The organism is Streptomyces sp. NPDC051740 (assembly GCF_044453165.1).
Classification (GTDB): Bacteria; Actinomycetota; Actinomycetes; order Streptomycetales; family Streptomycetaceae; genus Streptomyces; species Streptomyces atrovirens.
In genome coordinates, this window is the sequence record NZ_JBITCL010000002.1 from 577,449 (window position 1) to 603,063 (window position 25,615).

At 73.9% G+C, this 25,615-nt stretch carries 23 protein-coding genes and 1 riboswitch; of the genes, 9 read left to right on the forward strand and 14 right to left on the reverse strand.

Going from position 1 to position 25,615, the window contains the following annotated elements:
- The first annotated feature begins 43 nt into the window (after positions 1-43).
- Complete coding sequence (locus ACIA6T_RS05675) at positions 44-775, forward strand: TetR/AcrR family transcriptional regulator (RefSeq protein ID WP_399445273.1); 732 nt, start codon at positions 44-46, stop codon at positions 773-775.
- A 183-nt stretch (positions 776-958) separates the two neighbouring features.
- On the opposite strand, the gene ACIA6T_RS05680 is transcribed toward ACIA6T_RS05675, so the two are convergent.
- From ACIA6T_RS05680 to ACIA6T_RS05710, 7 genes are all read right to left on the reverse strand, one after another.
- Positions 959-1,378, reverse strand: coding sequence for a transglycosylase SLT domain-containing protein (locus tag ACIA6T_RS05680; RefSeq protein WP_399445274.1), 420 nt, complete (start codon positions 1,376-1,378; stop codon positions 959-961).
- Positions 1,379-1,683: 305 nt separating this feature from the next.
- Positions 1,684-2,526: an ECF transporter S component gene (locus tag ACIA6T_RS05685; protein ID WP_399445275.1), complete on the reverse strand. Its 843-nt coding sequence runs from the start codon at positions 2,524-2,526 to the stop codon at positions 1,684-1,686.
- Positions 2,523-4,181: an ABC transporter ATP-binding protein gene (locus ACIA6T_RS05690; protein WP_399445276.1), complete on the reverse strand. Its 1,659-nt coding sequence runs from the start codon at positions 4,179-4,181 to the stop codon at positions 2,523-2,525. The genes ACIA6T_RS05685 and ACIA6T_RS05690 overlap by 4 nt, the downstream gene beginning before the upstream one ends.
- Positions 4,178-5,494 (reverse strand): energy-coupling factor transporter transmembrane component T, encoded by a 1,317-nt coding sequence (locus tag ACIA6T_RS05695; protein ID WP_399445277.1) that lies wholly within the window; start codon positions 5,492-5,494, stop codon positions 4,178-4,180. The genes ACIA6T_RS05690 and ACIA6T_RS05695 overlap by 4 nt, the downstream gene beginning before the upstream one ends.
- The gene (locus ACIA6T_RS05700; protein ID WP_399445278.1) at positions 5,487-6,122 is read right to left on the reverse strand and encodes an SCO2322 family protein; all 636 of its coding nucleotides are present in this window, start codon (positions 6,120-6,122) and stop codon (positions 5,487-5,489) included. Before ACIA6T_RS05700 ends, ACIA6T_RS05695 begins: the two co-directional genes overlap by 8 nt.
- The gene (locus ACIA6T_RS05705) at positions 6,119-7,345 is read right to left on the reverse strand and encodes a prenyltransferase/squalene oxidase repeat-containing protein (protein ID WP_399445279.1); all 1,227 of its coding nucleotides are present in this window, start codon (positions 7,343-7,345) and stop codon (positions 6,119-6,121) included. Before ACIA6T_RS05705 ends, ACIA6T_RS05700 begins: the two co-directional genes overlap by 4 nt.
- A gap of 112 nt (positions 7,346-7,457) precedes the next feature.
- Positions 7,458-7,595: riboswitch (cobalamin riboswitch) on the reverse strand.
- A gap of 99 nt (positions 7,596-7,694) precedes the next feature.
- The gene (locus ACIA6T_RS05710) at positions 7,695-8,405 is read right to left on the reverse strand and encodes a TetR family transcriptional regulator (protein ID WP_399445280.1); all 711 of its coding nucleotides are present in this window, start codon (positions 8,403-8,405) and stop codon (positions 7,695-7,697) included.
- Positions 8,406-8,611: 206 nt separating this feature from the next.
- Between ACIA6T_RS05710 and ACIA6T_RS05715 the strand changes: the two genes are divergently transcribed.
- From ACIA6T_RS05715 to ACIA6T_RS05725, 3 genes are read left to right on the forward strand one after another with little or no spacing between them, the layout of a single operon-like run.
- Positions 8,612-10,147, forward strand: coding sequence for a glycosyltransferase family 4 protein (locus ACIA6T_RS05715; RefSeq protein ID WP_399445281.1), 1,536 nt, complete (start codon positions 8,612-8,614; stop codon positions 10,145-10,147).
- Positions 10,141-10,893: a class I SAM-dependent methyltransferase gene (locus ACIA6T_RS05720; protein WP_399445282.1), complete on the forward strand. Its 753-nt coding sequence runs from the start codon at positions 10,141-10,143 to the stop codon at positions 10,891-10,893. Before ACIA6T_RS05715 ends, ACIA6T_RS05720 begins: the two co-directional genes overlap by 7 nt.
- Complete coding sequence (locus tag ACIA6T_RS05725) at positions 10,890-11,966, forward strand: prenyltransferase (RefSeq protein ID WP_399445283.1); 1,077 nt, start codon at positions 10,890-10,892, stop codon at positions 11,964-11,966. Before ACIA6T_RS05720 ends, ACIA6T_RS05725 begins: the two co-directional genes overlap by 4 nt.
- Positions 11,967-12,165: 199 nt before the next feature.
- On the opposite strand, the gene ACIA6T_RS05730 is transcribed toward ACIA6T_RS05725, so the two are convergent.
- The gene (locus ACIA6T_RS05730) at positions 12,166-12,459 is read right to left on the reverse strand and encodes a hypothetical protein (protein WP_073935733.1); all 294 of its coding nucleotides are present in this window, start codon (positions 12,457-12,459) and stop codon (positions 12,166-12,168) included.
- A gap of 73 nt (positions 12,460-12,532) precedes the next feature.
- Positions 12,533-13,315 carry a DUF2249 domain-containing protein gene (locus ACIA6T_RS05735; RefSeq protein WP_399445284.1) on the reverse strand — a complete coding sequence of 261 codons (783 nt, stop codon included), beginning with the start codon at positions 13,313-13,315 and terminating at the stop codon, positions 12,533-12,535.
- A 74-nt stretch (positions 13,316-13,389) separates the two neighbouring features.
- On the opposite strand from ACIA6T_RS05735, the gene ACIA6T_RS05740 reads away from it, so the two are divergent.
- The 4 genes from ACIA6T_RS05740 (at position 13,390) to ACIA6T_RS05755 (ending at position 18,670) form a co-directional block, all read left to right on the forward strand.
- A complete protein-coding gene (locus ACIA6T_RS05740) occupies positions 13,390-14,265 on the forward strand; it encodes a helix-turn-helix transcriptional regulator (RefSeq protein WP_399445285.1) in 876 nt (291 codons plus the stop codon).
- Positions 14,262-15,404, forward strand: a complete 1,143-nt coding sequence (locus ACIA6T_RS05745; protein WP_399445286.1) for a hypothetical protein — start codon at positions 14,262-14,264, stop codon at positions 15,402-15,404. The genes ACIA6T_RS05740 and ACIA6T_RS05745 overlap by 4 nt, the downstream gene beginning before the upstream one ends.
- Positions 15,401-18,136 (forward strand): multicopper oxidase domain-containing protein, encoded by a 2,736-nt coding sequence (locus ACIA6T_RS05750; RefSeq protein ID WP_399445287.1) that lies wholly within the window; start codon positions 15,401-15,403, stop codon positions 18,134-18,136. The genes ACIA6T_RS05745 and ACIA6T_RS05750 overlap by 4 nt, the downstream gene beginning before the upstream one ends.
- Positions 18,137-18,253: 117 nt before the next feature.
- Positions 18,254-18,670, forward strand: coding sequence for a putative zinc-binding protein (locus tag ACIA6T_RS05755; protein WP_399445288.1), 417 nt, complete (start codon positions 18,254-18,256; stop codon positions 18,668-18,670).
- 13 nt (positions 18,671-18,683) lie between these two features.
- Here the strand turns inward: ACIA6T_RS05755 and ACIA6T_RS05760 are convergent, their stop codons facing one another.
- From ACIA6T_RS05760 to ACIA6T_RS05780, 5 genes are all read right to left on the reverse strand, one after another.
- The gene (locus ACIA6T_RS05760) at positions 18,684-18,842 is read right to left on the reverse strand and encodes a hypothetical protein (RefSeq protein ID WP_399445289.1); all 159 of its coding nucleotides are present in this window, start codon (positions 18,840-18,842) and stop codon (positions 18,684-18,686) included.
- 156 nt (positions 18,843-18,998) lie between these two features.
- Positions 18,999-19,835 (reverse strand): hypothetical protein, encoded by an 837-nt coding sequence (locus ACIA6T_RS05765; RefSeq protein WP_399445290.1) that lies wholly within the window; start codon positions 19,833-19,835, stop codon positions 18,999-19,001.
- A 158-nt stretch (positions 19,836-19,993) separates the two neighbouring features.
- On the reverse strand, positions 19,994-20,953 hold the full coding sequence (locus ACIA6T_RS05770; RefSeq protein WP_399445291.1) for an N-acetylmuramoyl-L-alanine amidase: 960 nt from the start codon (positions 20,951-20,953) through the stop codon (positions 19,994-19,996).
- 18 nt (positions 20,954-20,971) lie between these two features.
- Complete coding sequence (locus tag ACIA6T_RS05775; RefSeq protein ID WP_399445292.1) at positions 20,972-21,622, reverse strand: class I SAM-dependent methyltransferase; 651 nt, start codon at positions 21,620-21,622, stop codon at positions 20,972-20,974.
- 101 nt (positions 21,623-21,723) lie between these two features.
- Positions 21,724-23,460 (reverse strand): MFS transporter, encoded by a 1,737-nt coding sequence (locus ACIA6T_RS05780; protein WP_399445293.1) that lies wholly within the window; start codon positions 23,458-23,460, stop codon positions 21,724-21,726.
- Positions 23,461-23,920: 460 nt separating this feature from the next.
- Here ACIA6T_RS05780 and ACIA6T_RS05785 point away from each other — a divergent pair, with 460 nt between their 5' ends.
- On the forward strand, positions 23,921-25,357 hold the full coding sequence (locus ACIA6T_RS05785; protein ID WP_399445294.1) for an MFS transporter: 1,437 nt from the start codon (positions 23,921-23,923) through the stop codon (positions 25,355-25,357).
- The last annotated feature ends 258 nt before the right edge of the window (positions 25,358-25,615 follow it).

Consider the following 25,615-nt stretch of genomic DNA (forward strand, 5'->3'; position numbering starts at 1 on the left):
CTGATACGGTGTACATGAACGCTCGGCGGAAGGAGCCCGGTCGATGGCCGCCCAGGAGAGTCATGTGCGAAGCGGGAACGGGGACCATGTCTCCCTGTGGGAACGCCTCGAACGCCCTGCTCCCGCTCCTCGGACGACCCTCACCGCGCGGCGGATCGCCGACGCCGCGGTCGGGATCGCCGACGCCGAGGGCATCGACGCCGTCACGATGCGGCGCCTGGCCGCCGAACTGGGCGTAGCCCCCATGGCGGCGTATCGCTACGTCTCCGGCAAGGACGAACTCCTGGAGCTGATGGTCGACTTCGTCTATGGGGAGCTGGAACTCCCCGAGGAGGCGATGGACTGGCGCGAGGCCATGCGGACGCTCGCCCTGCGCATCCGTGACCTCCTGCTCAAGCACTCGTGGGTGACCCGCGCGACCTGGTGCGCACCGACCCCGAACCAGTTGGCGGTGCCGGAGAGGGCATTGGCCGCGCTCTCCGGGCTCGACACCGACACGGCGATGGCGGTCTACAGCACCGTCACCGCGTACGTGCACGGAGCGGTCGACTCGGAAATCGGCCTGACGCGAATGCTGAGGGTCCGAGGCTGGTCGAGCCGCGAGGACGCGCGCTCAGGACTGGCCTCGCACATGACCTGGCTCATGAACACCGGTCGCTACCCGAGGTACGAGCACTACATCGGCGATGCCGCGCGCAAGGACGACCTGCAGTGGCAGTTCGAGACCGGCCTCGACTGCGTCCTCGACGGCATCGCGGCACGCCTGGCCGCCTGAAGCGCTCCGCATCCGCTGTGCACCTCCTGGCTCTCCGCATGGCGCACGCCCGGAATGACGCCTCTCCACCGGTCGGGGCGTTCACCGCCGGGGCGTACGGGCCGCAGTACCGTTCGTGAACGGCGAAGGCGGCGGCCCCGGGGATCGTGGGGCCGCCGCCTTCGGTACGGGGGTGCGGGGCTGTCAGTACCAGTGGTTGGCCTGCCAGAAGGACCAGGCGTCACAGGCGCTGCCGTAGCGGTCCTTCATGTAGTCCAGGCCCCACTTGATCTGGGTGGCGGGGTTGGTCCTCCAGTCGGAGCCGGCCGAGGCCATCTTGGAGGCGGGCAGGGCCTGGACCAGGCCGTAGGCGCCGCTGGAGGCGTTGGTGGCGGTGGGGTTCCAGCTGCTCTCGTGCTGGACGATCTTCGAGAAGCACTGGAATTCGGCCGAGTCGCCGATCATCTCCTGCGCGGTCGCCCGGGCCGAGGAGGCGCTGGTCGTGGTCGCGGCCTGGGCGGGCGCGGCGGCGATCAGGGTGCCGCAGGCGGCGGCCGCGAGGGCGGCGCCGGCGAGGGCCTTCTTCGGGGCGGCGACGGTGCGGAGGAGGGAAGCGGCGGACACGTTCGGCCTTTCGGTCGGGAGCTGGGCGGTCGCCGTACGCCCGGTGCCGTACGGATGTCGTGCGGCGGGGGCATGCGTCGGCGCCGCGACCCGTGAGGGACGTCGGCGCCCGGCGACCGCTCCACGGAAACAAATCCCGGCATTGCCCGCAAAGGTCCCTTTTACTAAGCGCGGTCGCAGTGGGGGCGAGGCGCGGAGGCGTTCGCGGCGGTGCCCGCGGGACGCCCGGCTACGGCCCTGCCTCGTATGTGACCCGGGTCATGTGGGGCCCTTCACCCACTCGTTCACGGGGCGCGAGCGGCTGCTCACCGAGGGGTCTCCTCGAATGTGACCGGCGCCTCGAAGGCCGCCCGGCGGGTGGCGCGGCGCAGGGCCTTCAGGACCGGGGTGCCGAGGGTGAGGGTCAGGGCGACCGTGACCAGGGCCCTGCCCAGGTCCCAGCCGAGGGACGTGGCCAGGCAGTACGCCAGGAAGCGGGCCAGGTTGACGGGGAGCGACGCGTCCGGGTCGAAGGAGATGTTCGAGGCCAGGGCGGACATGAAGGGCCAGCCCGCCATGTTCATCACCGTGCCGTAGGCGAAGGCCGCCAGGAAGCCGTACGCCGCGAGCAGGCAGAGCTCCGCGCGTCCGCGCAGGCGGTCGGCGCCCGGCAGCAGGGCCGCGCCCGTCGTGAACCAGCCCATCGACAGCATCTGGAACGGCAGCCAGGGGCCGACACCGCCGGTGAGCAGGGCGGACGCGAACATCGTCACCGAGCCGAGGACGAACCCGAAGCCCGGCCCGAGGACCCGGCCGCTGAGGACCATGAGGAAGAACATGGGCTCCAGGCCGGCCGTGCCCGCGCCGATGGGGCGCAGAGCCGCGCCCGTCGCCGCGAGGACGCCGAGCATCGCCACCGACTTCGGGCCCAGGCCCGATTCCGAGATCGTCGCCGCCACGACCGCCACCAGCAGGACGAGGAGGCCCGCGAAGAGCCACGGCGCGTCCTGGGCGTGGGCGTTCACGGAGGAGTCGGGCGGGGCGAGGAAGGGCCAGCCGACGCCTGCCACGCCCACCGCGCTCACCAGGGCGAGGGCCGCCCAGGAGCGGGGGCCCAGGCGGACGGCCCGGGTCTGGCGCTGGGTGGGCGTGCTTCCGGCGTCGGTCATCGCAGCGCCTCCCGGACCTGGGAGACCGTGAGCCAGTGCTGCGGGGCGAGGATCTTCGCCACCTGCGGGGCGAAGGACGGGGACGCCACGACCACCTCCGCCGCCGGACCGTCCGCGATCACCTCTCCCTCGGCGAGCAGGACCACCCGGTGGGCGAGTTCCGCCGCCAGTTCCACGTCGTGCGTGGCCATGACGATCGCGTGGCCCTCGACGGCCAGCCCGCGCAGGATCGTCACCAGGCGGGCCTTCGCCGCGTAGTCCAGACCGCGGGTCGGCTCGTCGAGGAGGAGCAGGGGCGGGCGCGCGGTCAGGACGACCGCCAGGGCGAGGGTCAGGCGCTGGCCCTCCGACAGGTCGCGGGGGTGGGTGTCGTCGGCCACCGAGGGGAGCAGCTCCGTCAGCAGGGCGCGGCAGGTGCCCGGCTCGGCGCCCGCGTCCTCGTCGGCGGCCGCGCACTCCGCCGCGACCGTGTCGGCGTACAGGAGGTCGCGGGGTTCCTGCGGGACCAGGCCGACGCGGCGGACCAGGTCGCGGGGGCGGGTGCGGTGGGGGACCGCGTCGCCGGTGCGGACCGAGCCCGAGGAGGGGGCGACCAGGCCCACGAGCGCGCTGAGCAGCGTCGACTTTCCGGCGCCGTTGCGGCCCATGAGGGCGATCGTCTCGCCGGGGGCGACGGTCAGGTCGACCCCGCGCAGGGCCTGGACGCGGTCGCGGCGGACCGCGAGGGAGCGGACCTCGGCCACCTGGGCGGGGGCCGGGGTGTCGGGCTTCTTGCGCGGGAACAGGCGCCTGGGAGCGGGTGCCGGCTTCGGCCCGGGTTCCCGTGCGGGCGGCTGTCCGTCGGCGAGGCGGTCGCGCAACGGGCCCGCCCTGCGTCGGGCGTCGCGGACCGTCAGGGGGAGGGGGGACCAGCCGGCGAGGCGGCCCAGGCCGACCACCGGGGGGTGGACGGGGGAGACCGCCATCACCTCCGACGGGGCGCCGAGCCACGGCCGCTCGCCGGGGCCCGGCAGCAGGGCCACCTGGTCGGCGTACTGGATGACGCGTTCCAGGCGGTGCTCGGCCATGAGGACGGTGGTGCCGAGGTCGTGGACCAGGCGTTGGAGGACCGCGAGGACCTCCTCGGCCGCCGCCGGGTCGAGTGCGGAGGTCGGTTCGTCGAGGACCAGGACCCGGGGGTGCGGGGTGAGGACCGAGCCGATCGCCACGCGCTGCCGCTGGCCGCCGGAGAGGGTGGCGATGGGGCGGTCGCGGAGACCGGCGAGGCCGAGGAGGTCCAGGGTCTCCTCCACCCTGCGGCGCATCACGGCCGGGGGAAGGCCCAACGACTCCATGCCGTAGGCGAGTTCGTCCTCCACCGTGTCCGTCACGAAGTGGGAGAGCGGGTCCTGGCCCACCGTCCCCACGACGTCGGCGAGTTCGCGCGGCTTGTGGGTGCGGGTGTCGCGGCCGGCGACCGTGACCCTGCCGTGCAGGGTGCCGCCGGTGAAGTGCGGGACCAGGCCGCTCACCGCGCCGAGGACCGTCGACTTGCCGACGCCGGACGGGCCGACGAGGAGCACCAGTTCGCCCTCGGGGACCTCGAAGTCGACTCCGTGGACGGCGGGTTCGGGTGCTCCGTCGTACGTCACCGACACGTTCTCGAAGCGGATCACGTCGTCGGCTCCTCGCGGGTGTCCGTGGCCGCCTCGGGGGCGGGGGTGATGAAGGCGGGAAGCAGGCCGATCAGGACGGCCGCCGCCGGCCACAGGGGGAGCGTGGGCGCGACGAGCGGGACCACGCCGGGGTGCAGGGCCGCCGGGTCGCGGGAGGCGGCGAGGGCCAGGAGGGCCGCTACGGCGACTCCGGACGCCGTGACCAGCCAGGCCCTGGCGTCCCACGGGTCCGGGCGGTAACGGGTGCGCAGGGTGCGCCGGCCGCCGAGCCACAGGCCCGCGAGGGCGGCGGCGACACCGGCGATGAGCACCGGCAGGCCGTAGGTGCCGCCCTCGGCGGTGAGCAGTCCGTACGTTCCGGCGCAGACGCCGAGCAGACCGCCGAGGGTGAGGGCGGCGGTGGTACGGCGGACGGCGGGAGGCACCTGGGCGGTACGGCCGTATCCGCGGGCGTCCATCGCGGCGGCGAGGGCGACCGAGCGTTCCAACGCGCCCTCCAGGACCGGGAGTCCGACCTGGAGCAGGCCGCGGATGCCCTTGTCGTGCCGGCCCCGCAGCCGGCGGGCGGCGCGCAGGCGCTGGACGTCGGCGATGAGGTGGGGCGCGAAGGTGAGGGCGACGACGACGGCCACGCCGAGTTCGTACAGCGCGCCGGGGAGGGATTTGAGGAGGCGGGAGGGGTTGGCGAGGGCGTTCGCGGCGCCCACGCAGATGAGGAGGGTGGCGAGGCGGAGGGCGTCGTACAGGGCGAAGGTGAGGGCTTCGGCGGTGACCTTGCCGCCGAGGCGGATGCCCTGGGCCCAGTGGGGGAGGGGGACTTCGGGGAGGTGGATGAGGACGCGCGTGCCGGGGATGGGGGAGCCGAGGACCACGGCGAAGGTGAGGCGGATGAGGATGACGGCGAGGGCGAGTTTGAGGAAGGCGCCGTAGGAGCGGGACCAGGGGGTGTGGGGGCGGCGGGTAGCCACGACGTAGGCGGAGACGGTGATGAGGAGGGTGAGGAGGAGGGGGTTGGTGGTGCGGGTGGCGGCTGTGCCGAGGGAGAGGGACCAGAGCCACCAGGCGCCGGGGTGGAGTTGGGGGCGGTGCCGGTGCCGGTGCCGGTGCCGGTGCTGTCGCTGGGCGGGGGGTGTTGCGCGGCCCGGCGTTCGCGGGGTGCCTCCCCCACTCTCGGCTTCGCTCGAGCGGGGGGACCCCCATCGCCCACCCGTGCCGCCCTGGGGGTACCTCCCAGGCCGTTTCAGGCACTGGGGGAGGCACGACTGCCCGCGGTCGGGCGGGCACGATGGCCCGCAGCCGGGTGCGTTACGCACGGCGGCGGGCCTGCCAGACGGCTGCTGCTCCGAGGAGGGCCACCGCGGCGATTCCGGCCATCAAGCCCACCGACGGGCCCGAGTCGTCCGGCTCGGGCTTTTCCTCCGCGGGGGCGGGGGCCTTCTCCGCCGAGACCTGTTCTCCGCAGCCCTTCTCCGGGTAGCCCGCTATCGCGCAGAGCAGGGCGTTGGTGTCGTAACGGAGGGGTTTGGCCACCGAGGCCAGGGCCTCGGCCGTGGTGGCGTCCTCGGGGACCTGGGCGCAGGCCGTGCGGCCGGCCGGCGGGGTCTCGCCGGACGGGGCGTCGGCGGGGGTGCCGAAGTCGATGACCAGGGCCACGCGCTTCCTGCCGTCGACCGCCGGGGTCTGCGCGCAGATGGTGTCGAAGTCGGCGGTGCCACGCGGCTTCGTCGCGTCGGCGGAGTTCTCGCTGACGGAGAAGCGGAAGCCGTGGACGTCGCCGTCGGCGGGGCGGGCGAGGGACGGGCCCTGGTCCGCGTACGTCCATGCCGTGCCGTCCTGCTCCCAGAAAGACCAGTAGCGGTAGCCGGCGGCCTGCGCCTGGCCCGCGCCCGCCGACAGGGGCAGGAGCGCGGCCAGGAACAGGACTGCGGCCCGGCGGATCACGGCTGCTGCCGCTTCGTACGGCCGCTGATCAGGAAGCCGATGCCGATGCCGGCGACCAGGCAGATGCCGACGAACCACCAGACACCGAAGCCGGAGTCCGATGCGGACTCGGACTCGTCCTTCTTCTCGTCCGCCTCGGCCTCCGTGGTCTTCCCGGCGGCCGGGCCGGTCGCGCCGAGCTGCTTCACCAGGTCCGTGCCGCCGAAGTCGCGCGGGTCGGCGCCGGTCGCGTGGGCGGCGAGGATCAGCTGGGCGTAGGCGGCGGGGCCGCTCTGCGCCGCCCAGCCGGCGGCGTTCTTCTCCAGCCAGGACAGGGACTTCCCGGCCTGCTCGCCGGCACCCTGCGCGGCGAGCGCGACCACCGCGTCGGCGGTGTTGCCGTAGTCGGGCTGGTCCTCGGCGCCGGCGAGGGCGGAGGTGAGGTGGCCGTCCTCGGCGAGGGCGTCGGTGAGGTACGCGGCACCGTTGGCGGCGGCCTGCCCGGGGCCGCCGGCCTTCTCGCACGCCGCTTCCCCGGCGCCGTCCTTGCCGGGCTCGACGACCAGGCCCGCACCGAGCGAGCCGAGCACGCCCGCCGCCGTCGCGTCCGCGTTGGCGACCAGTTCGCCCTTCTTGTCCGGCTGGAAGGCGAACGCGCCCGCGCCGTCGCCCTCGCAGGGCAGCGCCAGCTTCAGCAGGGCGTCGTAGGGGGACTTGCCGTCCTTCCTCACCTCGGCCGGCTTCTCACCGGCGGCCGCGAGCGCGCCGACGACGACGGAGGTGGAGTTGGTGTCGCTGGCGCCGCCCGCCACGTAGCCCCAGCCGCCGTCCTTGTTCTGCGCGGACTTCAGCCAGTCGACGGCCTTCTTCGTGACGTCGTCGTGGCCGCCGAGCGCGGCGAGGGCCTGGACGGCGGCGGCGGTCTGGTTGGTGTCGGCCATCGTCTTCGCGTCGCACGCCTCGGCGGTGTCGGCGCGGTACGGGGCGAAGGAGCCGTCGGCGCACTGCTGGCCGGTGAGCCAGCCGACGGCCGCCTTCGACGGCTCGACGCCCACGGTGTGCTGGGCGAGCAGGGCGAGCGACTGGCGCCAGACGCCGTCGTACTGCGGGTCGCCGTCGCCGTACAGGGCGGAGGGGAGCGCCTGGGACGGTGACGGGGACGGGGTGGTGTCGGCGGCGGCCGGGGTGGCGGCGCCGATCACGGCGACGGCGGCCAGGACCGCTGCGCTGCGGCGAACATTCATGATCGGCGGGTGCCTTCTTCCCTGCGGGGAGCCGGGCAGCGCGGGACACCCCGGCGGCTCGGCTCCGTATACCTCGACGGTGCCGGTGCGCCGACGGGTCCGCCGGGCACGTGAGCCGGTCATGGACCGTGCGGGGCAGTCCGGCTCACCGCCTCGGGGCGGCTTACGGTTGCGGGTCAGCGCCGGAATTGCACCGGCTTCCCCCCGTACGGTGTGATGACGACGCCGACACTCTACCCGCCCGTAGGGAAGGGGCCAGGGGTGGCTTCGGTGAGCAGGGTCACGTCAACCATGGGACGCGCACCGCACCCGCACGCCCCCGGAAAGGCTTCGAAGGTCTCGCCGGTGATCACCGATGGTCGTCAGTGGCCATCGGGCCCCTCGGGGCCGTCAGGTCCACCAGGCGGCACGCCGTCTCTATGTCGATCCTGACCTGGGCGATGGAGGCGCGGCCCGAGAGCCAGGTGATCAGGGTCGAGTGCCAGGTGTGCTCGATGACCCGGACGGCCGAGAGCTGCTCGGGTGTGGGATCGGTGAGCTCCATGGCGTCCAGGATGATCGTCGTGGTCTGCCGGGAGACCTGGTCGACCTCCGGGCTCACGCTGCGGTCCGCGAACGTCAGGGCGCGCACCATCGCGTCGGCCAGGTGCGGCTCCCGCTGGAGCGCGCGGAAGGCCCGCATCAGGGTCTCCGCGACCCGCTCGGCCGGGGTCTCACCGGCCGGCGGCTTCTTCCCCAGCGTGCCGTGCAGGGTCTCCAGCTGGTCCTGCATGGTCGCGACCAGGAGATGGATCTTGGACGGGAAGTAGCGGTACAGCGTGCCGAGCGCCACCTGCGAGGACTCCGCGACCTCACGCATCTGCACCGCGTCGAAACCGCCCCGGCAGGCCAGCTGTGCGCACGTCCGCAGGATGCGGCGGCGACGCGCCTCCTGGCGCTCGGTGAGCGGCGAGGCCGGGGCGGGCCGCGCGGTGCCGGGCCCCGCCGTCGCCGCCGCCTTGCCCGCCTTGTCCGTTGTGGCTGCCCTGGCCGCCTTGTCCCTGTTGGCTTCCGCAGGCATGGGTCCCGTCCGTGACAGTCGGTGAGGGTGGATGATCAGACAGCATGGCATGTCGTCCGTCGTGGCGTGAATCACCTGATCCACTGCTTCCGGTACCCCTACCTGCCGGTAGATTCGGATCCTCCGAACGATCAACTCTGAAACTTGTTCTAGATCAGCCTCCCGGCGTAATCTCGCGGGACAGTGCAGGGAGAAGGGGGCCCAGAGTGACCGCTGAGGCCAGTCAGGCCGGGCCCTCGCGGGGGCCCGCATCCGACGGCTTGCGACCGCTCCGCATCGCACTCCTCACCTATAAGGGAAACCCGTTCTGCGGCGGGCAGGGCGTCTACGTACGCCATCTCTCCCGCGAACTCGCCCGCCTCGGACACCGCGTCGAGGTCATCGGCGCCCAGCCGTACCCGGTCCTGGACGTGGTGGAGGGCGAGGACTGCGACGGCCCCACCCTCACCGAACTGCCCAGCCTCGACCTCTACCGCCAGCCGGACCCCTTCCGCACCCCGAAGCGCGACGAGTACCGGGACTGGATCGACGCGCTCGAGGTCGGCACGATGTGGACCGGCGGCTTCCCCGAGCCGCTGACGTTCTCCCTGCGCGCCCGCCGCCATCTGCGCGCCCGGCGCGGCGACTTCGACGTCGTCCACGACAACCAGACCCTCGGCTACGGCCTGCTCGGCGACCTCGGCGCTCCCCTGGTGACCACCATCCACCACCCCATCACCGTCGACCGGCGGCTGGAGCTGGACGCCGCCGGGAACTGGCAGCGGCGCTACTCGGTGCGCCGCTGGTACGCCTTCACGCGGATGCAGAAGAGGGTGGCGCGCCGTCTGCCGTCCGTGCTCACCGTCTCCGGCAGCTCCCGCCAGGAGATCGTCGACGATCTCGGCGTACGGCAGGACCGTATCCACGTCGTCCACATCGGCGCCGACACCGACCTGTTCGCGCCCGATCCGTCGGTGCCGGTCGTACCGGGCCGGATCGTGACCACGTCCAGCGCGGACGTACCGCTGAAGGGGCTGGTCTTCCTCGTCGAGGCGCTGGCGAAGGTACGGGCCGAGCAGCCCGGGGCACACCTCGTCGTGGTCGGCAAGCGGCCCGTGGAGGGGCCCGTCGCGCAGGCCGTGGAGCGGTACGGCCTCGAAGGCGCCGTCGAGTTCGTCAAGGGCATCTCGGACGCCGAACTCGTCGACCTCGTGCGGTCGGCGCAGGTCGCGTGCGTGCCGTCGCTGTACGAGGGGTTCTCCCTGCCGGCCGCCGAGGCCATGGCCACGGGCACCCCGCTGGTCGCCACCACCGGCGGGGCGATCCCCGAGGTGGCCGGCCGCGACGGGGAGACGTGTCTCGCCGTACCGCCCGGCGACGCGGGGGCGCTGGCCGCCGCGCTGACCCGGCTGCTCGGCGACCCGGAACTGCGCGCCCGGCTCGGGGCGGCCGGACGGGAGCGGGTGCTGCGGCACTTCACCTGGACGCGTGCGGCCCAGGGCACGGTGGCCCGTTACCGCGAGGCGATGGCGGGTGCGGGCCGGGACACGGGCGCGGTCCGCCCCGGTGCCGGGGCTGCCGACCGCCCCGGTGCCCGGCCCGCGGACCGTGCCGCGACCGGGGCCGTCGACCGCCCCGCGCCCGCGACCCCCGACGCCCCGGCCGCCGGGGACGCCGGTCCCGACACCCCCACGGACACGGCCGCCGCCGTGCCCGTGCACGCCGCCGACACCTCCGACCGCGAAAGCAGGGCCACGTGCTGACCGTCGACTTCTCCCGGTTCCCGCTCGCCCCGGGCGACCGCGTCCTGGACCTCGGCTGCGGGGCCGGCCGGCACGCCTTCGAGTGCTACCGGCGCGGCGCGCAGGTCGTGGCGCTGGACCGGAACGGCGAGGAGATCCGCGAGGTCGCCAAGTGGTTCGCGGCGATGAAGGAGGCCGGGGAGGCACCCGTCGGGGCCACCGCCACCGCCATGGAGGGCGACGCCCTCGCCCTGCCCTTCCCCGACGAGTCCTTCGACGTCGTCATCATCTCCGAGGTGATGGAGCACATCCCGGACGACAAGGGTGTCCTCGCCGAGATGGTGCGCGTGCTCAAGCCCGGCGGCCGGATCGCCATCACCGTGCCGCGCTACGGCCCGGAGAAGGTGTGCTGGACGCTGTCCGACGCCTACCACGAGGTCGAGGGCGGCCACATCCGCATCTACAAGGCGGACGAACTGCTGGCGAAGATCCGCGGGGCGGGCCTGCGTCCGTACGGCAGCCATCACGCGCACGCGCTGCACTCGCCGTACTGGTGGCTGAAGTGCGCGTTCGGCGTGGACAACGACAAGGCGCTGCCGGTACGGGCGTACCACAAGCTGCTGGTCTGGGACATCATGAAGAAGCCGCTGGCCACCCGGGTCGCGGAGCAGGCGCTGAACCCGCTGATCGGCAAGAGCTTCGTGGCGTACGCGACCAAACCGCACCTGCCGCGCGCCGCGGCCGGGGCCGGGGCGGACGCCACGTGACGACCTCCCGGACCGAACACCTGGTCCTGCCCGGGGTCCTCACGGCCGACCAGGCCGCCACGACCGTCGCCGGTATCCTCGCGGCGCAGCGGGAGGACGGGGCGATCCCGTGGTTCCGGGGGCACCACCTCGACCCGTGGGACCACGTCGAGGCCGCGATGGCCCTGGACACGGCGGGCGAGCACGACGCCGCCGAACGGGCCTATCTGTGGCTGGCCCGGCACCAGTTGGCGGACGGCTCCTGGTACGCGGCCTACGCCGACGGCGACCCGCTCGACGTCACCGACCGGGGCCGGGAGACCAACTTCGTCGCCTACGTCGCGGTCGGGGTGTGGCACCACTACCTCTCCACCGGCGACGACACGTTCCTGGACCGCATGTGGCCCGTGGTGTACGCGGCGGTGGAGTTCGTGCTGCGGCTGCAGCAGCCCGGCGGGCAGATCGGCTGGCGGCGCGACGACGACGGCACGCCCACCGCGGACGCGCTGCTCACCGGTTCCTCGTCCGTCCACCACGCGCTGCGCTGCGCGCTCGCCATCGCCGAGCAGCGCGAAGAGCCGCAGCCGGACTGGGAGTTGGCGGCGGGCGCGCTGCGGCACGCGATCCGGCACCACCCGGAGCGGTTCCTCGACAAGGACCGCTACTCCATGGACTGGTACTACCCGGTGCTCGGCGGCGCGCTCACCGGCGCGGAGGCCAAGGCCCGTATCGAGGAGGGCTGGGACCGTTTCGTCGTCCCCGGACTCGGGGTGCGCTGCGTGGTGCCCAACCCGTGGGTGACCGGCGGCGAGTCGGCCGAACTCGCCCTGGCCCTCTGGGCGATGGGCGAGTCCGACCGCGCGCTGGAGGTGCTCCAGTCGATCCAGCACCTGCGCGATCCGGAGAGCGGCCTGTACTGGACGGGCTACGTCTTCGACGACGACGCGATCTGGCCGCGCGAACTGACCACCTGGACCGCCGGCTCACTGCTCCTGGCGGTCGCCGCCCTCGGCGGCCACGAGGCCACCTGCGCGGTGTTCGGCGGCGACCTGCTGCCCAGGGGCCTGGACCCGGACTGCTGCCCGCTCACCTGAGCCGACCGGGGCCGCCTCAGTACCGGCGGAGGCGGCCCGCGATGGCGTGGCCGATGAAGAGGTAGACGACGGCGGCGAGTCCGTAGCCGGCGACCACGCGGGCCCAGGCCTCGTCGAAGGTGCTGTGTTCACTGGGGGTGTCCCCCAGACCCCCGGGTCACGTGACCAGCTGGTTGTGAGGTCCGGGGCCGGGGCCGCCTCAGTACCGGCGGAGGCGGCCCGCGATGGCGTGGCCGATGAAGAGGTAGACGACGGCGGCGAGTCCGTAGCCGGCGACCACGCGGGCCCAGGCCTCGTCGAAGGTGAAGAGGTCACGTGACCAGGTGGCCAGCCAGTTGGCCGCGTCGTGGACGAACTGCACCAGGTCGTTGCCCCGGTTGGCGTCCAGCAGGTACATCAGAATCCAGAGTCCGAGGATGACGGCCATGATGTCCGCGATCACCGCGACGACCGTCCCTGCGGAGTTGGAACCAGTGCGATATCGAGGGGACATACTCTCCGACTGGCCCCGAACGGGCGGATGAAACCCGGAACGTCCAGGGCCGGTGCGGAAGTTCGGCGTGGGCTCAGCGGTGGGTGAGCAGCAGGCGCCACGCCTCCGGGCCGCGCTCCTGGTACTCCACCGCGAAGACACCGGGGTGCCGGTCCTCGATCTGCCGCAGCAGCGGCAGCGGGTCGTGCGGTGCCACGAGCACCATGGCCCGCCCGGCCGGTACGGCACCGAGCGCGCCGAAGACCGTGGCGTGCCGCAGCGCGTGCGGGACGTCACGGACGTCGAGTTCGGGCACCTCCACGTCGTCCGATCCGCCGCAGCCGCACGTGCCGCCGCAGCCGCCGCCCGCGGATCCCTCCGCGGCCTCCTCGCCGCCGCCGAGCAGTTCGCGCATGCCGCCCAGCAGATCGGCCAGCGAGATGTCCGGGGCACCGGCGAGCAGTGGCAGGACGAGGTCGTTCTCCTTGCCCAGGTGCTCCTCGAACAGGACCTGCAGGGCCCGGCCGTCGGCCGCCGCCCGTACGGCGGAGTCCGCCTCGCGCAGCGCGTCGACCAGGGCGGTGAGCCCGCGGTGCTCGGCGAGCATGCCGTCGATGAGGAGACGGGCCTCGGGCAGGTCGCGGGCGGCGGTGTAGAGGGTGCCCTCCTCGGCGACCGCGTGCGGGATCAGCTCCTGGTCGCAGAAGGCGACGAGTCCGATGCGGATGCCGTCGGCCGCGGCCGGGTCGCGGTCGGCGGCGGCGAGCAGCATGGCCACCCGTCCGGCCAGCTCACCGGCCAGCTGGGCGTGGTGCGCCTCGACGGCTTCGACGGCCGCCGCGTCCTTGGGGTCCGATGCGAGGGTGAGAGTGCTCATCAGGGGGCCGTTCCTTCCAGCCATCGACAACCCGTCCGAACGGACCGGGTCGGTACCTGCAATATAGTACGGACATGACCGTGGAAAATAACGGACCGCTTCCCGGCAGCGGAGCACACCGCGTTCCGCTGTCCCGGCAGCGGAGCGGTGTCCTGCAGTACCTGCGCGGACAGGCCGGTCCCGTCACCGCCACCGCGCTCGCCCAGGTGTGCGCGCTGCACGTCAACACCGTGCGTGAGCACCTGGACGCCCTGGTGGACGACGGCCTGGCCGCCCGCGAACGGTCCGCCCCCGCCGGGCGCGGCCGTCCCGCCTGGCGCTACCGGGCCCGTCCGCCGCAGGAGTCCCCCGCGCGGGAGTACGCGGGGCTCGCCGCCGTGCTGGCCGCGCGGATCGCCCGTACCAGCACCGATCCGCGCGGGGAGGCGCTTGCGGCGGGCGAGGACTGGGGGCGCGTCCTGACCGCCGGGCAGGAGCCGTCGGCGGACCCGCGGGAGGCGCGGGAACGGCTGCTGGACCTCCTCGGGGAGATCGGCTTCGCCCCGGAGGCCGACGCGGAGGCGCGCGAAGTCCGACTGCCGCGCTGCCCCTTCGTCGAGACGGCCCGCGAGCATCCCGGCGTCATCTGCGGCGTCCACGAAGGACTGGCCCGGGCCGCCCTCGGCGCCCTGGGCGAGAACTCCCAGGAGATCGAACTCCTGCCCTTCGCCGAACCGGGCGCCTGCCGCCTCCACCTGAACACGCCCCCTGCGCCGGGCACCGGCCTCCCGTCGGGTGCCGGCCCCGTGTCGGGTGCCGGGACCTCGTTGGACGCCGGGCCTGTGTCGGACAGCGGCTCCGTGTCGGGTGCCGGGACCTCGTCGGACGCCGGGCCTGTGTCGGACAGCGGCCCCGCGCCGGACGCCGGCCCCGAGCGGCGGCGCGGTGTCGAGTCCGGGGAGACCCCGTGACCTCCGCCACCCCGGCCGCGCGGCGTGCGGGTGCGCGGCGTGCGCCCCTGTTGCTGGCCGCCGGTGTCTGTCTGCTCGCCGGTCTCGATGCCGCGCTCGTCCTGCTCGGACTGCCCGCCCCGGTCACCAGTGACCGTCTGCCCCAGGTGCACGGGGTGCTGCTGGTGCTGGGCTTCGCCGGCACGCTGGTGGCGTTGGAGCGTGCCGTCGCGCTGGGCGGGCGGTGGCCCTATTTCGCGCCGGGCGCGCTCGGCGCCGGGGGGCTGCTGCTGCTCACCCCCGTGGACCTGGCCGTCCCCCGGCTGCTGCTCGTCGCCGGGGCCGCCGTACTGACCGCGCTGTACGCGCGGTTCTGGCAGCGGCAGCCGGGCGCCGCCCTGATCGCCCAGGCTGCGGGCGCCGTGTCGGCGCTCGGCGCGGCACTGCTGTGGCTGGGCGGCCTCGACGTCCCGCGCCTGCTGCCCTGGCTGGTCGCGTTCCTCGTACTGACCATCGCGGGCGAGCGGCTGGAACTCGCCCGGGTGGCCCTCCTCGCGCCCCGCGCGGAACCCACCTTCCTGGCGTGCGTCGGCGCCGTCGTCACCGGCGTCGTCACCACCCTGATGTGGCCGGCCACCGGCACGCTCCTGCTCGGCGCGGCCCTGCTCGCGCTGGTCGCCTGGCTCACGGTGCACGACGTCGCCCGCCGGCTGCTGCGCTCCACCGGACTGCCCCGCTTCAGCGCCGCGTGCCTGCTCGCCGGGTACGCGTGGCTGGGCCTCGCCGGAGCCCTGTGGCTGCTGGGCGGCCCGGTCGCCGAGGGGAGCCGCTACGACGCCGTGGTGCACGCCGTGTTCCTCGGCTTCGTGATGTCGATGATCATGGCGCACGCCCCGGTGATCCTGCCCGCCGTCCTGCGCCGCCCCCTGCCCTACCACCCCGGGCTCGCGGTGGCGGCCTGGCTGCTGCACGGCTCCCTCGCCCTGCGCGTGCTGGTCGGCGACCTGCGGGAGATCCGAGGGGCGTGGCAGCTCGGCGGGGCGCTCAACATCGCCGCGGTCCTGCTGTTCGTCCTGACGGCGGCGACCGCTTCGGTGACCGCCACCCGACGCGCCACCTCCCCCTCCAGCACCCCCGCCGACCCGAGGAACCCCCGGTGACCACGCAGCTCTCCTCCCCCACGGCGAACGGCCCCGCTCCGAAGCCGCCCGGACGCTCACCACGCGCCCTGTGGCACCTCGGCGTGAACGCCGTCGTGGTGGCCTGGCTCGTCCTGTTCGCCGTGGTCGGCGGCGCCCACCACTTCCTGCCGCACGCCTTCTGGCTGCTGGTCCACACCCTGCTGCTCGGGGCGGTCACCAACGCCGTCGTCATCTGGTCGGGGCACTTCGCCGCGTCCGTGCTCCGGCTGCCGGAGGCGAACCGGGGCGCCCCCGCCGCACTGCGGCTGCTCTGCCTGAACGCCGGAGCCGTCGCCGTCATCGGCGGCATGTACACCGACCGGTGGCCCGTCGTGCTCGTCGGCGGAAGCCTGGTCGCGGCCGCCGTCACCGCCCACGCCGTGTGGCTGGTACGACTGCTGCGGCGGGCCCTGCCCGGCCGGTTCTCCATGACCGTGCGCTACTACGTAGCCGCCGCCGCCCTGCTGCCCGTGGGCGCCGCGCTGGGTGTCCTCATGGCCCGCGGCGAACTCGGCGGCGACCTCCCGGAACGGCTGCTGCTCGCCCACGAGATGATCAACCTGCTCGGCTGGGTCGGCCTCACCGTGGCCGGAACGCTGATCACCCTGTGGCCGACGATGCTGCGCACCCGGGTGGCGGACGGCGCGGAACGGGCCGGACGCCGCGCCCTCCCCGTGCTGCTCGCCGGGATCGGCGCGGCCGTCGCCGCAGCGCTGCTCGGCCCCCCGCCGCTGGCCGCTCCCGGTGTCGTCGTCCACGCCGCCGGTCTGGTGATCGCGGGCATTCCCTGGGTCCGCGAGGCCCGTGCCAAGGTCCCGCGTTCCTTCGCCGCCTGGTCGGTGGCCGCGGGCAGCCTCTGGCTCGCCGGGTCCCTGCTGGTCCTGGCCGGCATCCTCCTCTCCACGACGTCCTGGATCACGGTGGGGGAGCGTACGTCGCTGCTCACCGCCCCGCTCGCCGCCGGCTGGATCGCCCAGGTACTGCTCGGCGCCCTCAGTTTCCTCGTCCCCGTGGTCCTGGGCGGCGGCCCCACGGCCGTACGCGCCGCCACCGCCGGACTCGAACGGGCCTGGCCCGCCCGGCTGACCGTCACCAACGCCGCGCTGCTGCTCTGCGTCCTGCCGGTACCGTCCGTGGTCCGGGTGGTCTGCTCGGTGCTGCTGCTGGTGATGCTGCTGTACTTCCTCGTCCTGCTGGTGCTCACGGTCGTACGGGGCATACGGAACCGCCGGAAGGGGACGGCCGGGCCCGTACCCGCGCCCGGACCGGCCCCCGCGGAGGCGCCGGCGCCCCCGCACCGCGTGCTCGGCGGTGTGGCCCTCGGGCTCGCCGTGGTGATGCTGGCCGTCGCGGGCGGCGGCGCGGCGGACGTGCGGTCGCTGCCGATCCTGGAACGGTCCGCCGCCACGAACGCGGACGGCGGGGAGGTGACACCGACCGGCCGCACGACCACGGTCGAGGTGACGGTGCGGAACATGCGCTTCTCCCCGGCCTCCGTCGACGTGCCCGCGGGCGACCGCCTGGTGATCGAGCTGCACAACACCGGTACCGACACGCACGACCTGGTGCTGGAGACCGGCGCCCGCACCGACCGGATCGCCCCGGGGAAGCGGGCCACGCTGGACGCGGGCGTCGTCGGCCGGGACCTCGACGGCTGGTGCTCGGTGGTCGGGCACCGGCAGATGGGCATGGTCTTCGGGGTACGGGTCACCGGTGACGGCGGCAGCGGTACCGCGGCGGAAGGAAGCGAGAAGGGCGGGGAGAGCGGGGAGAGCGCGCACGACCACGGCGGGGCGGCGTCCGAGAGCACGGGCGAATCCGCCGCGGACGCCTTCGACCCGATGGCCGAACCGGCCGACGGCTCCACCGCCCGCGACGCCCGACTGCCGCCCGTCGCCGAAGGATCCGGCCCCCAGGTGCACAAGCGGACCCTCACCGTGAAGGAGGCGGAGACCGAAGTCGCCCCCGGTGTACGGCAGACGCTGTGGACCTTCGACGGCACGGCCCCCGGGCCCGTGCTGCGCGGCCGGGTCGGCGACACCTTCGAGATCACCCTCGTCAACGACGGCACCATCGGCCACTCCGTCGACTTCCACGCCGGGGCACTGGCACCGGACGGACCGATGCGCACCATCCAGCCCGGCGAGTCACTGACGTACCGCTTCGAGGCCACCCGCAGCGGGGTGTGGATGTACCACTGCTCGACCATGCCGATGTCCCTGCACATCGCCAACGGCATGTTCGGCGCCGTCGTCATCGACCCGCCCGGCCTGCCGGGCGTGGACCGCGAATACCTCCTGGTCCAGTCGGAGTTCTACCTCGGCGAGCAGAACGGCACGGCCGACGCGGACAAGGTGAACGCGAAGGAGCCCGACATGGTCGCCTTCAACGGGTACGCCAACCAGTACGACCACGACCCGCTGACGGCGGGGACCGGCGAGCGCGTACGGATCTGGGTGCTGACGGCCGGACCGAACGTGCCGAGCGCCTTCCACGTCGTGGGCGGCCAGTTCGACACGGTGTTCCGCGAGGGCGCGTACGACCTGCGGCCGGGCAACGCGGAACGCGGCGGCGCGCAGGTCCTCGATCTCGCCCCCGCGTCGGGCGGGTTCGTCGAGCTGACCCTGCCCGAGGCCGGCGACTACCCGTTCGTCACGCACATCATGAGCGACGCGGAACGCGGTGCGCACGGCATCCTGCGCGTGCGCTGAACGGGCCGAACGGCCCTGTGCCGGTGCCCCGACGGACCCATGCGCCCGTCGGGGCACCGCTCCCAGGCTGGCGGGGAGCGCACCGCGCGATCCCCGCCGCCCCGAGTGAGGCCCCCTGTGAAACGCCGCCGTGATCTGCCGCTCGTCTACTCCTGCTCGGGCTGTTCGAGCGCGGCCCAGATGACCAACTGGCTCGCGGTCCAGCTCGACCGGCGCGGCATCGCCGAGATGTCCTGCATCGCCGGCGTCGGCGGGGACGTGCCGAGCCTGGTGCGCAAGGCGCGCGGCGACCGGCCGGTCATCGCCATCGACGGCTGCGTGCTGCAGTGCGCCCGCAGCTGCCTCGCCCGGCAGGACGTGACGCCGACCGTGCACCATCTCCTCAGCGACGACGGCGTGCGCAAGCGGCTGGGGGAGGACTTCGACCCGGAGCAGGCGGAGCGGGTGCTCGACGGGCTGATCGAACGGATCGAGGAAGAGACGCGGGGCGCACAGGAGCCGGCCGGACCGGCCGCGGAGTCCGTCGGCCGCTGACCCGTTCCGGGTCTCAGGCCGCGTCCGTGCGGCGCGGGGTCGCCCCGCACACGTGCGGGGCGACGAAGGGCTCCGGGCTCTCGGCGACCGGCGGGGCCCGCAGCGGCCCCACCGTGCCCCGCACCAGGCCCGGGCGGATGGCGCGGACGATGTCCGGGCGGCGCTCGGCCACCTCCCGGAACGGGCAGTGGCGCAGGCGCGGTTCCCGTCCGGCGCTCCCCCCGGGGGACCGCCGCCGGCCGCCGCCGGCCGTCGCCGGCCCGCGGAACGACAACGGCCCCCCGCCCGGAAGGGGCGGGGGGCCGTGACGGGAAAGGGCCGGGGCCGGTCAGCCGCGCTGGATGCCCGAGGTGTCCTGGAGGACGCCGCGGCGGCCGTCCTGGGTCTGGGCGACCAGGGACGGACCGCGCTGCTCGACCGCCAGGTACCAGGTACCGGGGGCCAGTTCGGCGATCGGCGTGGGCGAGCCGTCCTCCGGGAACAGCGGACGGGGCACCGGCACCGCGAACCAGAACGGCGAGAAGTCACCGGCGGGCGCCGGAGCGGGCTGACCCGGCTGCGGCTGACCGGGCTGGGGCTGGCCCGGCTGCGGCTGCCCCGGGAAGGGCTGCTGCGGCTGACCACCGAACGAGGCCTGCTGCGCACCCGGGTAGCCGTAACCGCTGGGCGGCTGGGCGCCGTACGGCTGCGGGGCGGCGGGACGGGCGGCCGGGAGCAGGGCACCCTTGAGGGCGGGCACCAGGGGGGTGGCGACGGCGGCGGCGGCCATGACGAGCGTGGCGACGAGGGCCAGGATCAGACCGGTACCGGCGTCGGGGCCGTCACCGGAGCCTTCGAAGTTGTCGGCGCCGCCGGCCACGTCGAAGATGTTGCCGAGGGCGCTCCAGGCGGCGAACACCGTGAAGGCGATGCCGAGCTGGCCGAGGTCGAGCCCCGCGACCTTCGGCGGCTGCGGCAGGCCGCGGGCGATGACGATGAGCGCGGTGCCGATGAGGCCCGCCAGTACGACACCGAGCACGACCGGCCCGCTCGCCCACAGGCTGGGAAGGTCGAGATCGTCGGGTGCGCCGTCGACGGAGTAGAGGTCCAGGAACGACGCGATGAACAGCAACACCGCTGCTCCGATCACCACGCCGTCGCCTCGAGTGAGGGAGCGGATATTCACTTCAGGTCCTTCGTAGGTCGTCTCGTCGTCGGAAGAGGCGTCGCTGTCACCATGTCGCCCGAAGGCCCCGGTGTGAAGCGCGGGGGTGGCCCCTCATCGTCCGGACGACACTACCGTCCGTACGATCGGGCTGTCCGCCCGGATCAGCGCGCTGATCCTCACCCGCGCAGGAAACTCACGATTCCGTCGGAAATCCCTTGCGCCGCTTTCTGCCGCCAGGCACCGCTGGTCAGCAGTGCCGCGTCCTTGCTATCGCGCATGTTGCCGCACTCGATGAACACCTTGGGAACCGTTGACAGATTGAGACCGCCCAAGTCCTTACGCGTGACGAGACCGGTACCGCCGCCGACGTAGTTGGAGGGCGCGCTGCCGGTGACGCGGACGAAGTTGCCCGCGATGCGCGTACCGAGGTCGCCGGACGGCTCGACGATGGCGCGGGTGTCGGCGGCACCGGCGTCGACGGCCCCGGGCAGGATCACGTGGAAGCCGCGGTTGCCGGTGCCCGAGCCGTCCGCGTGGAGGGAGACGACGGCGTCGGCCTTCGCCTTGTTGCCGATCCGGGCCCGCTCGTCCACGCACGGGCCGAACGGCCGGTCCCCGTCCTGGGTCAGCTTCACGGTGGCGCCCTGCTTCTCCAGGAGCGTGCGCATCCGGTGGGCGACGTCGAGGGTGAAGTCGGCCTCGGCGTAACCGTCGTTGGTGGACGTGCCGGTGGTGTCGCACTCCTTGCGGTTGGTCCCGATGTCCACCTGGCGGCTGATCTCGGCGGTGTGCTCGAAGTTCTCCGGGTTGTGCCCGGGGTCGATGACGACGACCTTGCCCTTGAGGGGACCGCTCGCGGCAGCGGGGACGCTGGGCTTCTCGTCCTCGGAACCCGCGGACGGCGCCGGCGACGGCGTACCGGACGAGGCGGAAGCGGAAGCGGAAGCGGAGGGAGAGGTGGAGACGGAAGCGGCGGTGCTTCCCGACCCCTCGTCGCCCCCGGACCCGCCCACCGCGGCGTACACCGCCCACCCGAGCAGCGCGCCCGGCACCAGCGCGGCGAGTGCCACGGTCAGGGGCCCGCGCCGGGACCGTCGGGGTTGGGGCGGTTCGAAGCCGGGACCTGTGTACGACACGCGGCCACCCTAGCGGTGTCAGATACCCGTGCCGGTACGGCGCAGTACGCGCAGGGATCCGGTGGCCGAGACCTCGGTGAACGCGCCGGACGCGAGAGCCCTGAGGTGGACGCGGTACGGAGCCTGGCCGGTGAACTCGTCCACCGGGTCGGGGAAGACGTCGTGGATGACGAGGAGGCCGCCCTCGGCCACGTGCGGCGCCCAGCCCTCGTAGTCGGCGGTGGCGTGCTCGTCGGTGTGGCCGCCGTCGATGAAGACGAGGGCGAGGGGGGAGGTCCACAGGGCGGCGATGCGCGGGGAGCGGCCGACCAGGGCCACCACGTGCTCCTCCAGGCCCGCCCGGTGCAGGGTGCGGCGGAAGGTGGGGAGGGTGTCCATCAGGCCCAGTTCGGGGTCGACCGTCTCCGGGTCGTGGTAGTCCCAGCCGGGCTGCTGCTCCTCGCTGCCGCGGTGGTGGTCCACGGTGAGCGCGGTGACACCGGCCGCGCGGGCCGCGTCGGCGAGCAGGATCGTGGAACGGCCGCAGTAGGTGCCGATCTCCAGGAGCGGCAGCCCCAGACGGCCGGCCCCGGCCGCCGCCGCGTACAGGGCCAGGCCCTCGTCCACGGGCATGAAGCCCTTCGCCGCCTCGAACGCGGCCAGGATCCCGGGCCCGGGTGCCATCGACATGGGGCTTGCCTCTCCCGAGGACGTACGTGTGTGCACGGACCCCATGCTGCCGTACCCCCCGCGCGGGTGGTGCGACAGGGGGTACCGACGGGTAACAGGGGTCAGGCGGAGACCGTCTCGCCCGGCAGGGACAGGTCCAGGTCGACCGGGCGCCCGTCGCCCTCGTGGAGGGCCGGGGCGGCGAGCGGGGCGTGGCCGGTGGCGCGGGCGGCCAGGACGTACGGGCCCCGCGCGGGGACGGCGAGGGCGTACGTGCCGTCGTCGGCGGAGACGGTGGCGCCCGCCCGGCGGCCGTGGCGGTCGGTCAGAGTGACCTCGGCGCGGGCGACGGGTGCCCCGGTGGCGTCCAGGACCCGGCCCCGGAAGCCGTGCGGGGCCGCCTCCGCGCGCTCCAGGTTCGCGTCCTCCTCGCTGCTCGCCCGGAGCCGCGGGTGCTGCTCCGACGGCTGCCGGCCGGGCAGGAACAGGGCCAGGGCCAGACCCACGGCCACCGCCGCCGTCGCGATCAGGAAGGAGATCCGGAAGCCGTGGAGGGTCGGGATCTCCACCCCGCCCACGGTGTCCGCCGTGTTCGCCAGCACCATGCCGATGACGGCGCTCGACACCGACGTACCGATGGACCGCATCAGGGTGTTGAGGCCGTTCGCCGCGCCCGTCTCCGAGGCCGGCACCGCGCCGATGATCAGCGCGGGCAGGGAGGAGTAGGCGAGGCCGATGCCCGCGCCGATGACCACCGAGGTGACGACGGTCTGCCAGGCGGCGTCCATCAGGCCGAGGCCGCCGCCGTAGCCGATCGCGATGATCACCAGACCGAGGATCAGGGTGGTCTTCGGACCGTACCGGGCGGAGAGGCGGGCGTAGACGGGCGCGGTGAACATCATCGTCAGGCCCAGCGGGGCCACGCACAGGCCCGCGACCACCATCGACTGACCGAGCCCGTGGCCGGCGGGGAGCTGGAGCAGCTGGGGCAGGACCAGGGAGACGACGAAGAAGGAGACACCGACCATGATCGACGCGAGGTTGGTGAGCAGGACCTCGCGGCGGGCGGTGGTGCGCAGGTCCACCAGGGGCGCGGGGACGCGCAACTCCATCAGGCCCCAGAGGAGGAGCACCACGGCCGCCGCGCCGAACAGGCCCAGCGTGGTGCCGGAGGTCCAGCCCCAGTCGCTGCCCTTGGAGACGGGGAGCAGGAACAGCACCAGCCCGGCGGACAGGCCCAGCGCGCCCGGCAGGTCGAAGGTGCCTTCGGCGCGCACCGGGGACTCCGGTACGACGGTCAGGGTGAGCGTGATCGCGAGGACGCCGAGGCCGGCGGCGCCGAAGTAGAGGGCGTGCCAGTCGGAGTGCTGGGCGACCAGCGCGGCGGCGGGCAGCGCGAGACCGCCGCCGACGCCTATGGAGGAGCTCATCAGTGCCATCGCCGAGCCGAGGCGCTCGCGGGGCAGCATGTCGCGCATCAGGCCGATGCCGAGCGGGATGGCGCCCATCGCGAAACCCTGGAGGGTGCGGCCGGCGATCATCAGGAGCAGGTCACTCGTGAACGCGCTGACCAGCGCGCCGACCACCATCACCGCGAGGCTGGCGACCAGCATCCGCCGCTTGCCGTAGAGGTCGCCGAGGCGGCCCATGATCGGGGTGGCCACGGCGCCGGACAGCAGGGTCGAGGTCAGTACCCAGGTCGCGTCGGCGGGGGTGGTGTCCAGCAGTCGCGGCAGGTCCTTGATGACCGGGACCAGCAGGGTCTGCATCACCGCGACAACGATGCCCGCGAAGGCGAGCACCGGGACCACGGCCCCGCCCGCTCTGCCGGAGGGACGGTCGGTCGTCGTCTGCGTCATGGAAAGGTGCCTCCAGGGCCGGCCGTGTGCGGGGGTACGTGCAGACCGAACCCCGTACACCGAGGCAACTATTCCGATGCTTCGAACCACTAACGAATTCTTGACCGTTCCTTTGTGTCGACTGTGCCGATCGGCGTCGGCGCGTCCCGCTGGAGCGGCGATCGGGAAAATCCCGGCATTGATCGCATTCGGGTCTGTCGATGGAGTGAAAGGGCGCTGCGGACGGTGCGAAAGCGACCGCTGGGACACCAGCGGCGCCCCCGTGGGTGACCGCCGGCCTCCGTCCCGACGGAGAATCCCGCCCGCCCCCGGCCGACCGGGGGGGCGGCGAGTTCGCGTCCGGGCCAGGGGGCGGGTCAGCGTCCGGGCCCGGGGGGCGGGTCCGTGTCCGGGTCCAGGTCCGGAGACCTGGTCCGCATCGGACGAAAAGCCGATGCCGGGGCGGGGCCCGGTTGAGAGCATGGCGCACATGCTCGAAACCACCGACACCGCCCGCGGGCCCGCTCGCGCCACACCGCCCATGTGGCTGGTGGTGGCGCTCGCCTGTGCCGGGCAGTTCCTCGTCGTCCTCGACATCTCGGTGGTGAACGTCGCCCTGCCGTCCATGCGCGGCGGGCTGGCGCTCGGCGAGCAGGGCCTGCAGTGGGTGGTCAACGCGTACGCCATCGCCTTCGCCGGCTTCATGCTGCTCGGCGGGCGCGCCGGTGACCTCTACGGGCGCAAGCGGATGTTCCTCGTCGGCCTCGGCCTGTTCACGCTGGCCTCACTGGCCGGCGGGCTCGCCCAGGACGGCTGGCAACTGCTGCTGGCGCGGGCCGTGCAGGGACTCGGAGCGGCCGTCCTGGCGCCCTCCACGCTCACCATCGTCACCTCGGCCGTGCCGGAGGGCGCGGCCCGCGCCCGGGCCATAGCGACCTGGACGGCCGTCGGGGCGGGCGGCGGCGCGGCCGGCGGATTCGTCGGCGGAGTGCTCGTGGAGGCGCTGTCATGGCGGTGGGTACTGCTGATCAACGTACCCGTCGGAGCGCTCGTGCTGGCCGGGGCCGCCCGGTGGCTCACGGAGAGCAGGGCCGGGGACGGACGGCGGCTCGACCTGCCGGGCGCACTGCTGGTGACGGCCGGCCTCGCCACCCTCGCGTACGGCATCTCACAGACCGAGGCCGAGGCCGAGGGCTGGGCGGCGGCGGCCACGCTGGTGCCGCTGTGCGCCGGGCTCGTCCTCCTCGCCCTGTTCCTCCTCGCCGAGGCACGGGCCAAGGCCCCGCTGATGCCGCTCGGACTGCTGCGGCTGCGGTCGGTGGCGTCGGCGAACGTGGCGATGCTCATCAGCGGCTCCGCCATGTTCTGCATGTGGTTCTTCATGACCCTGTACGCGCAGAACGTGCTCGGCTACACCCCGCTGGAGGCCGGACTGGCGCTGGTGCCGAGCTCGCTCGCCGTGATCATCGGCTCCAAGCTGGCGCCCCGGCTGATGCGCGCGGCGGGACCGCGCACCGTGGCCGTGCTCGGCACGGTGATCGCGGCGACCGGCTTCGGCTGGCAGTCGACGATGACCGCGGACGGGGCGTACCTCACCGCGATCATGTTCCCCGGCATCCTGATGATGCTGGGCGCGGGCATCGCCGCCACCCCGCTGGCCTCGCTGGCCACGTCCGGCGCGGCACCGGAGGAGGCCGGCCTGGTCTCCGGGCTGGTCAACACCTCCCGCACGATGGGCGGCTCCCTGGGCCTCGCGATCATGTCCACGATCGCAGCGGCCCACACGGGCACCCCCCGCACCCCGCACTCCCTGACGGAGGGCTACGCCCTGGCCTTCCGCACCAGCACGGCCCTGCTGGCGACAGGAGCGGTGGTGATGTGGCTGTGGCTGCCGAGGAGGACGAGGGAGGACCACTAGCCGCCGTAGCCGCGGGCAGTCGTGCCTCCCCCAGTGTCTCAAGGGCCTGGGAGGTACACCCAGGACGGCACGGGTGGGTGAGGGGTCGCCGCTCATGGGGCCCCCGCTCATGGGGCCCCCGCTCGGGCGAAGCCGGGAGTGGGGGAACGGCGACGCGCCGGTACTCGCCGATACGACGGTCGAACACGACCGAGCCGGGCCCCGGCCGGCCGGAAGAAGGGCGGGGCCCCGCGCGGGTGCGGGCCCGGGGCCGCCGGG

Bases quoted from the DNA above. Each gene is read 5' to 3' on its own strand.
- ACIA6T_RS05705 (WP_399445279.1), bottom strand. From the start codon at position 7,345: ATGAATGTTCGCCGCAGCGCAGCGGTCCTGGCCGCCGTCGCCGTGATC.
- ACIA6T_RS05675 (WP_399445273.1), top strand. From the start codon at position 44: ATGGCCGCCCAGGAGAGTCATGTGCGAAGCGGGAACGGGGACCATGTC.
- ACIA6T_RS05775 (WP_399445292.1), bottom strand. From the start codon at position 21,622: ATGTCGATGGCACCCGGGCCCGGGATCCTGGCCGCGTTCGAGGCGGCG.
- ACIA6T_RS05740 (WP_399445285.1), top strand. From the start codon at position 13,390: ATGACCGTGGAAAATAACGGACCGCTTCCCGGCAGCGGAGCACACCGC.
- ACIA6T_RS05780 (WP_399445293.1), bottom strand. From the start codon at position 23,460: ATGACGCAGACGACGACCGACCGTCCCTCCGGCAGAGCGGGCGGGGCC.
- ACIA6T_RS05730 (WP_073935733.1), bottom strand. From the start codon at position 12,459: ATGTCCCCTCGATATCGCACTGGTTCCAACTCCGCAGGGACGGTCGTC.
- ACIA6T_RS05735 (WP_399445284.1), bottom strand. From the start codon at position 13,315: ATGAGCACTCTCACCCTCGCATCGGACCCCAAGGACGCGGCGGCCGTC.
- ACIA6T_RS05710 (WP_399445280.1), bottom strand. From the start codon at position 8,405: ATGCCTGCGGAAGCCAACAGGGACAAGGCGGCCAGGGCAGCCACAACG.
- ACIA6T_RS05685 (WP_399445275.1), bottom strand. From the start codon at position 2,526: ATGACCGACGCCGGAAGCACGCCCACCCAGCGCCAGACCCGGGCCGTC.
- ACIA6T_RS05785 (WP_399445294.1), top strand. From the start codon at position 23,921: ATGGCGCACATGCTCGAAACCACCGACACCGCCCGCGGGCCCGCTCGC.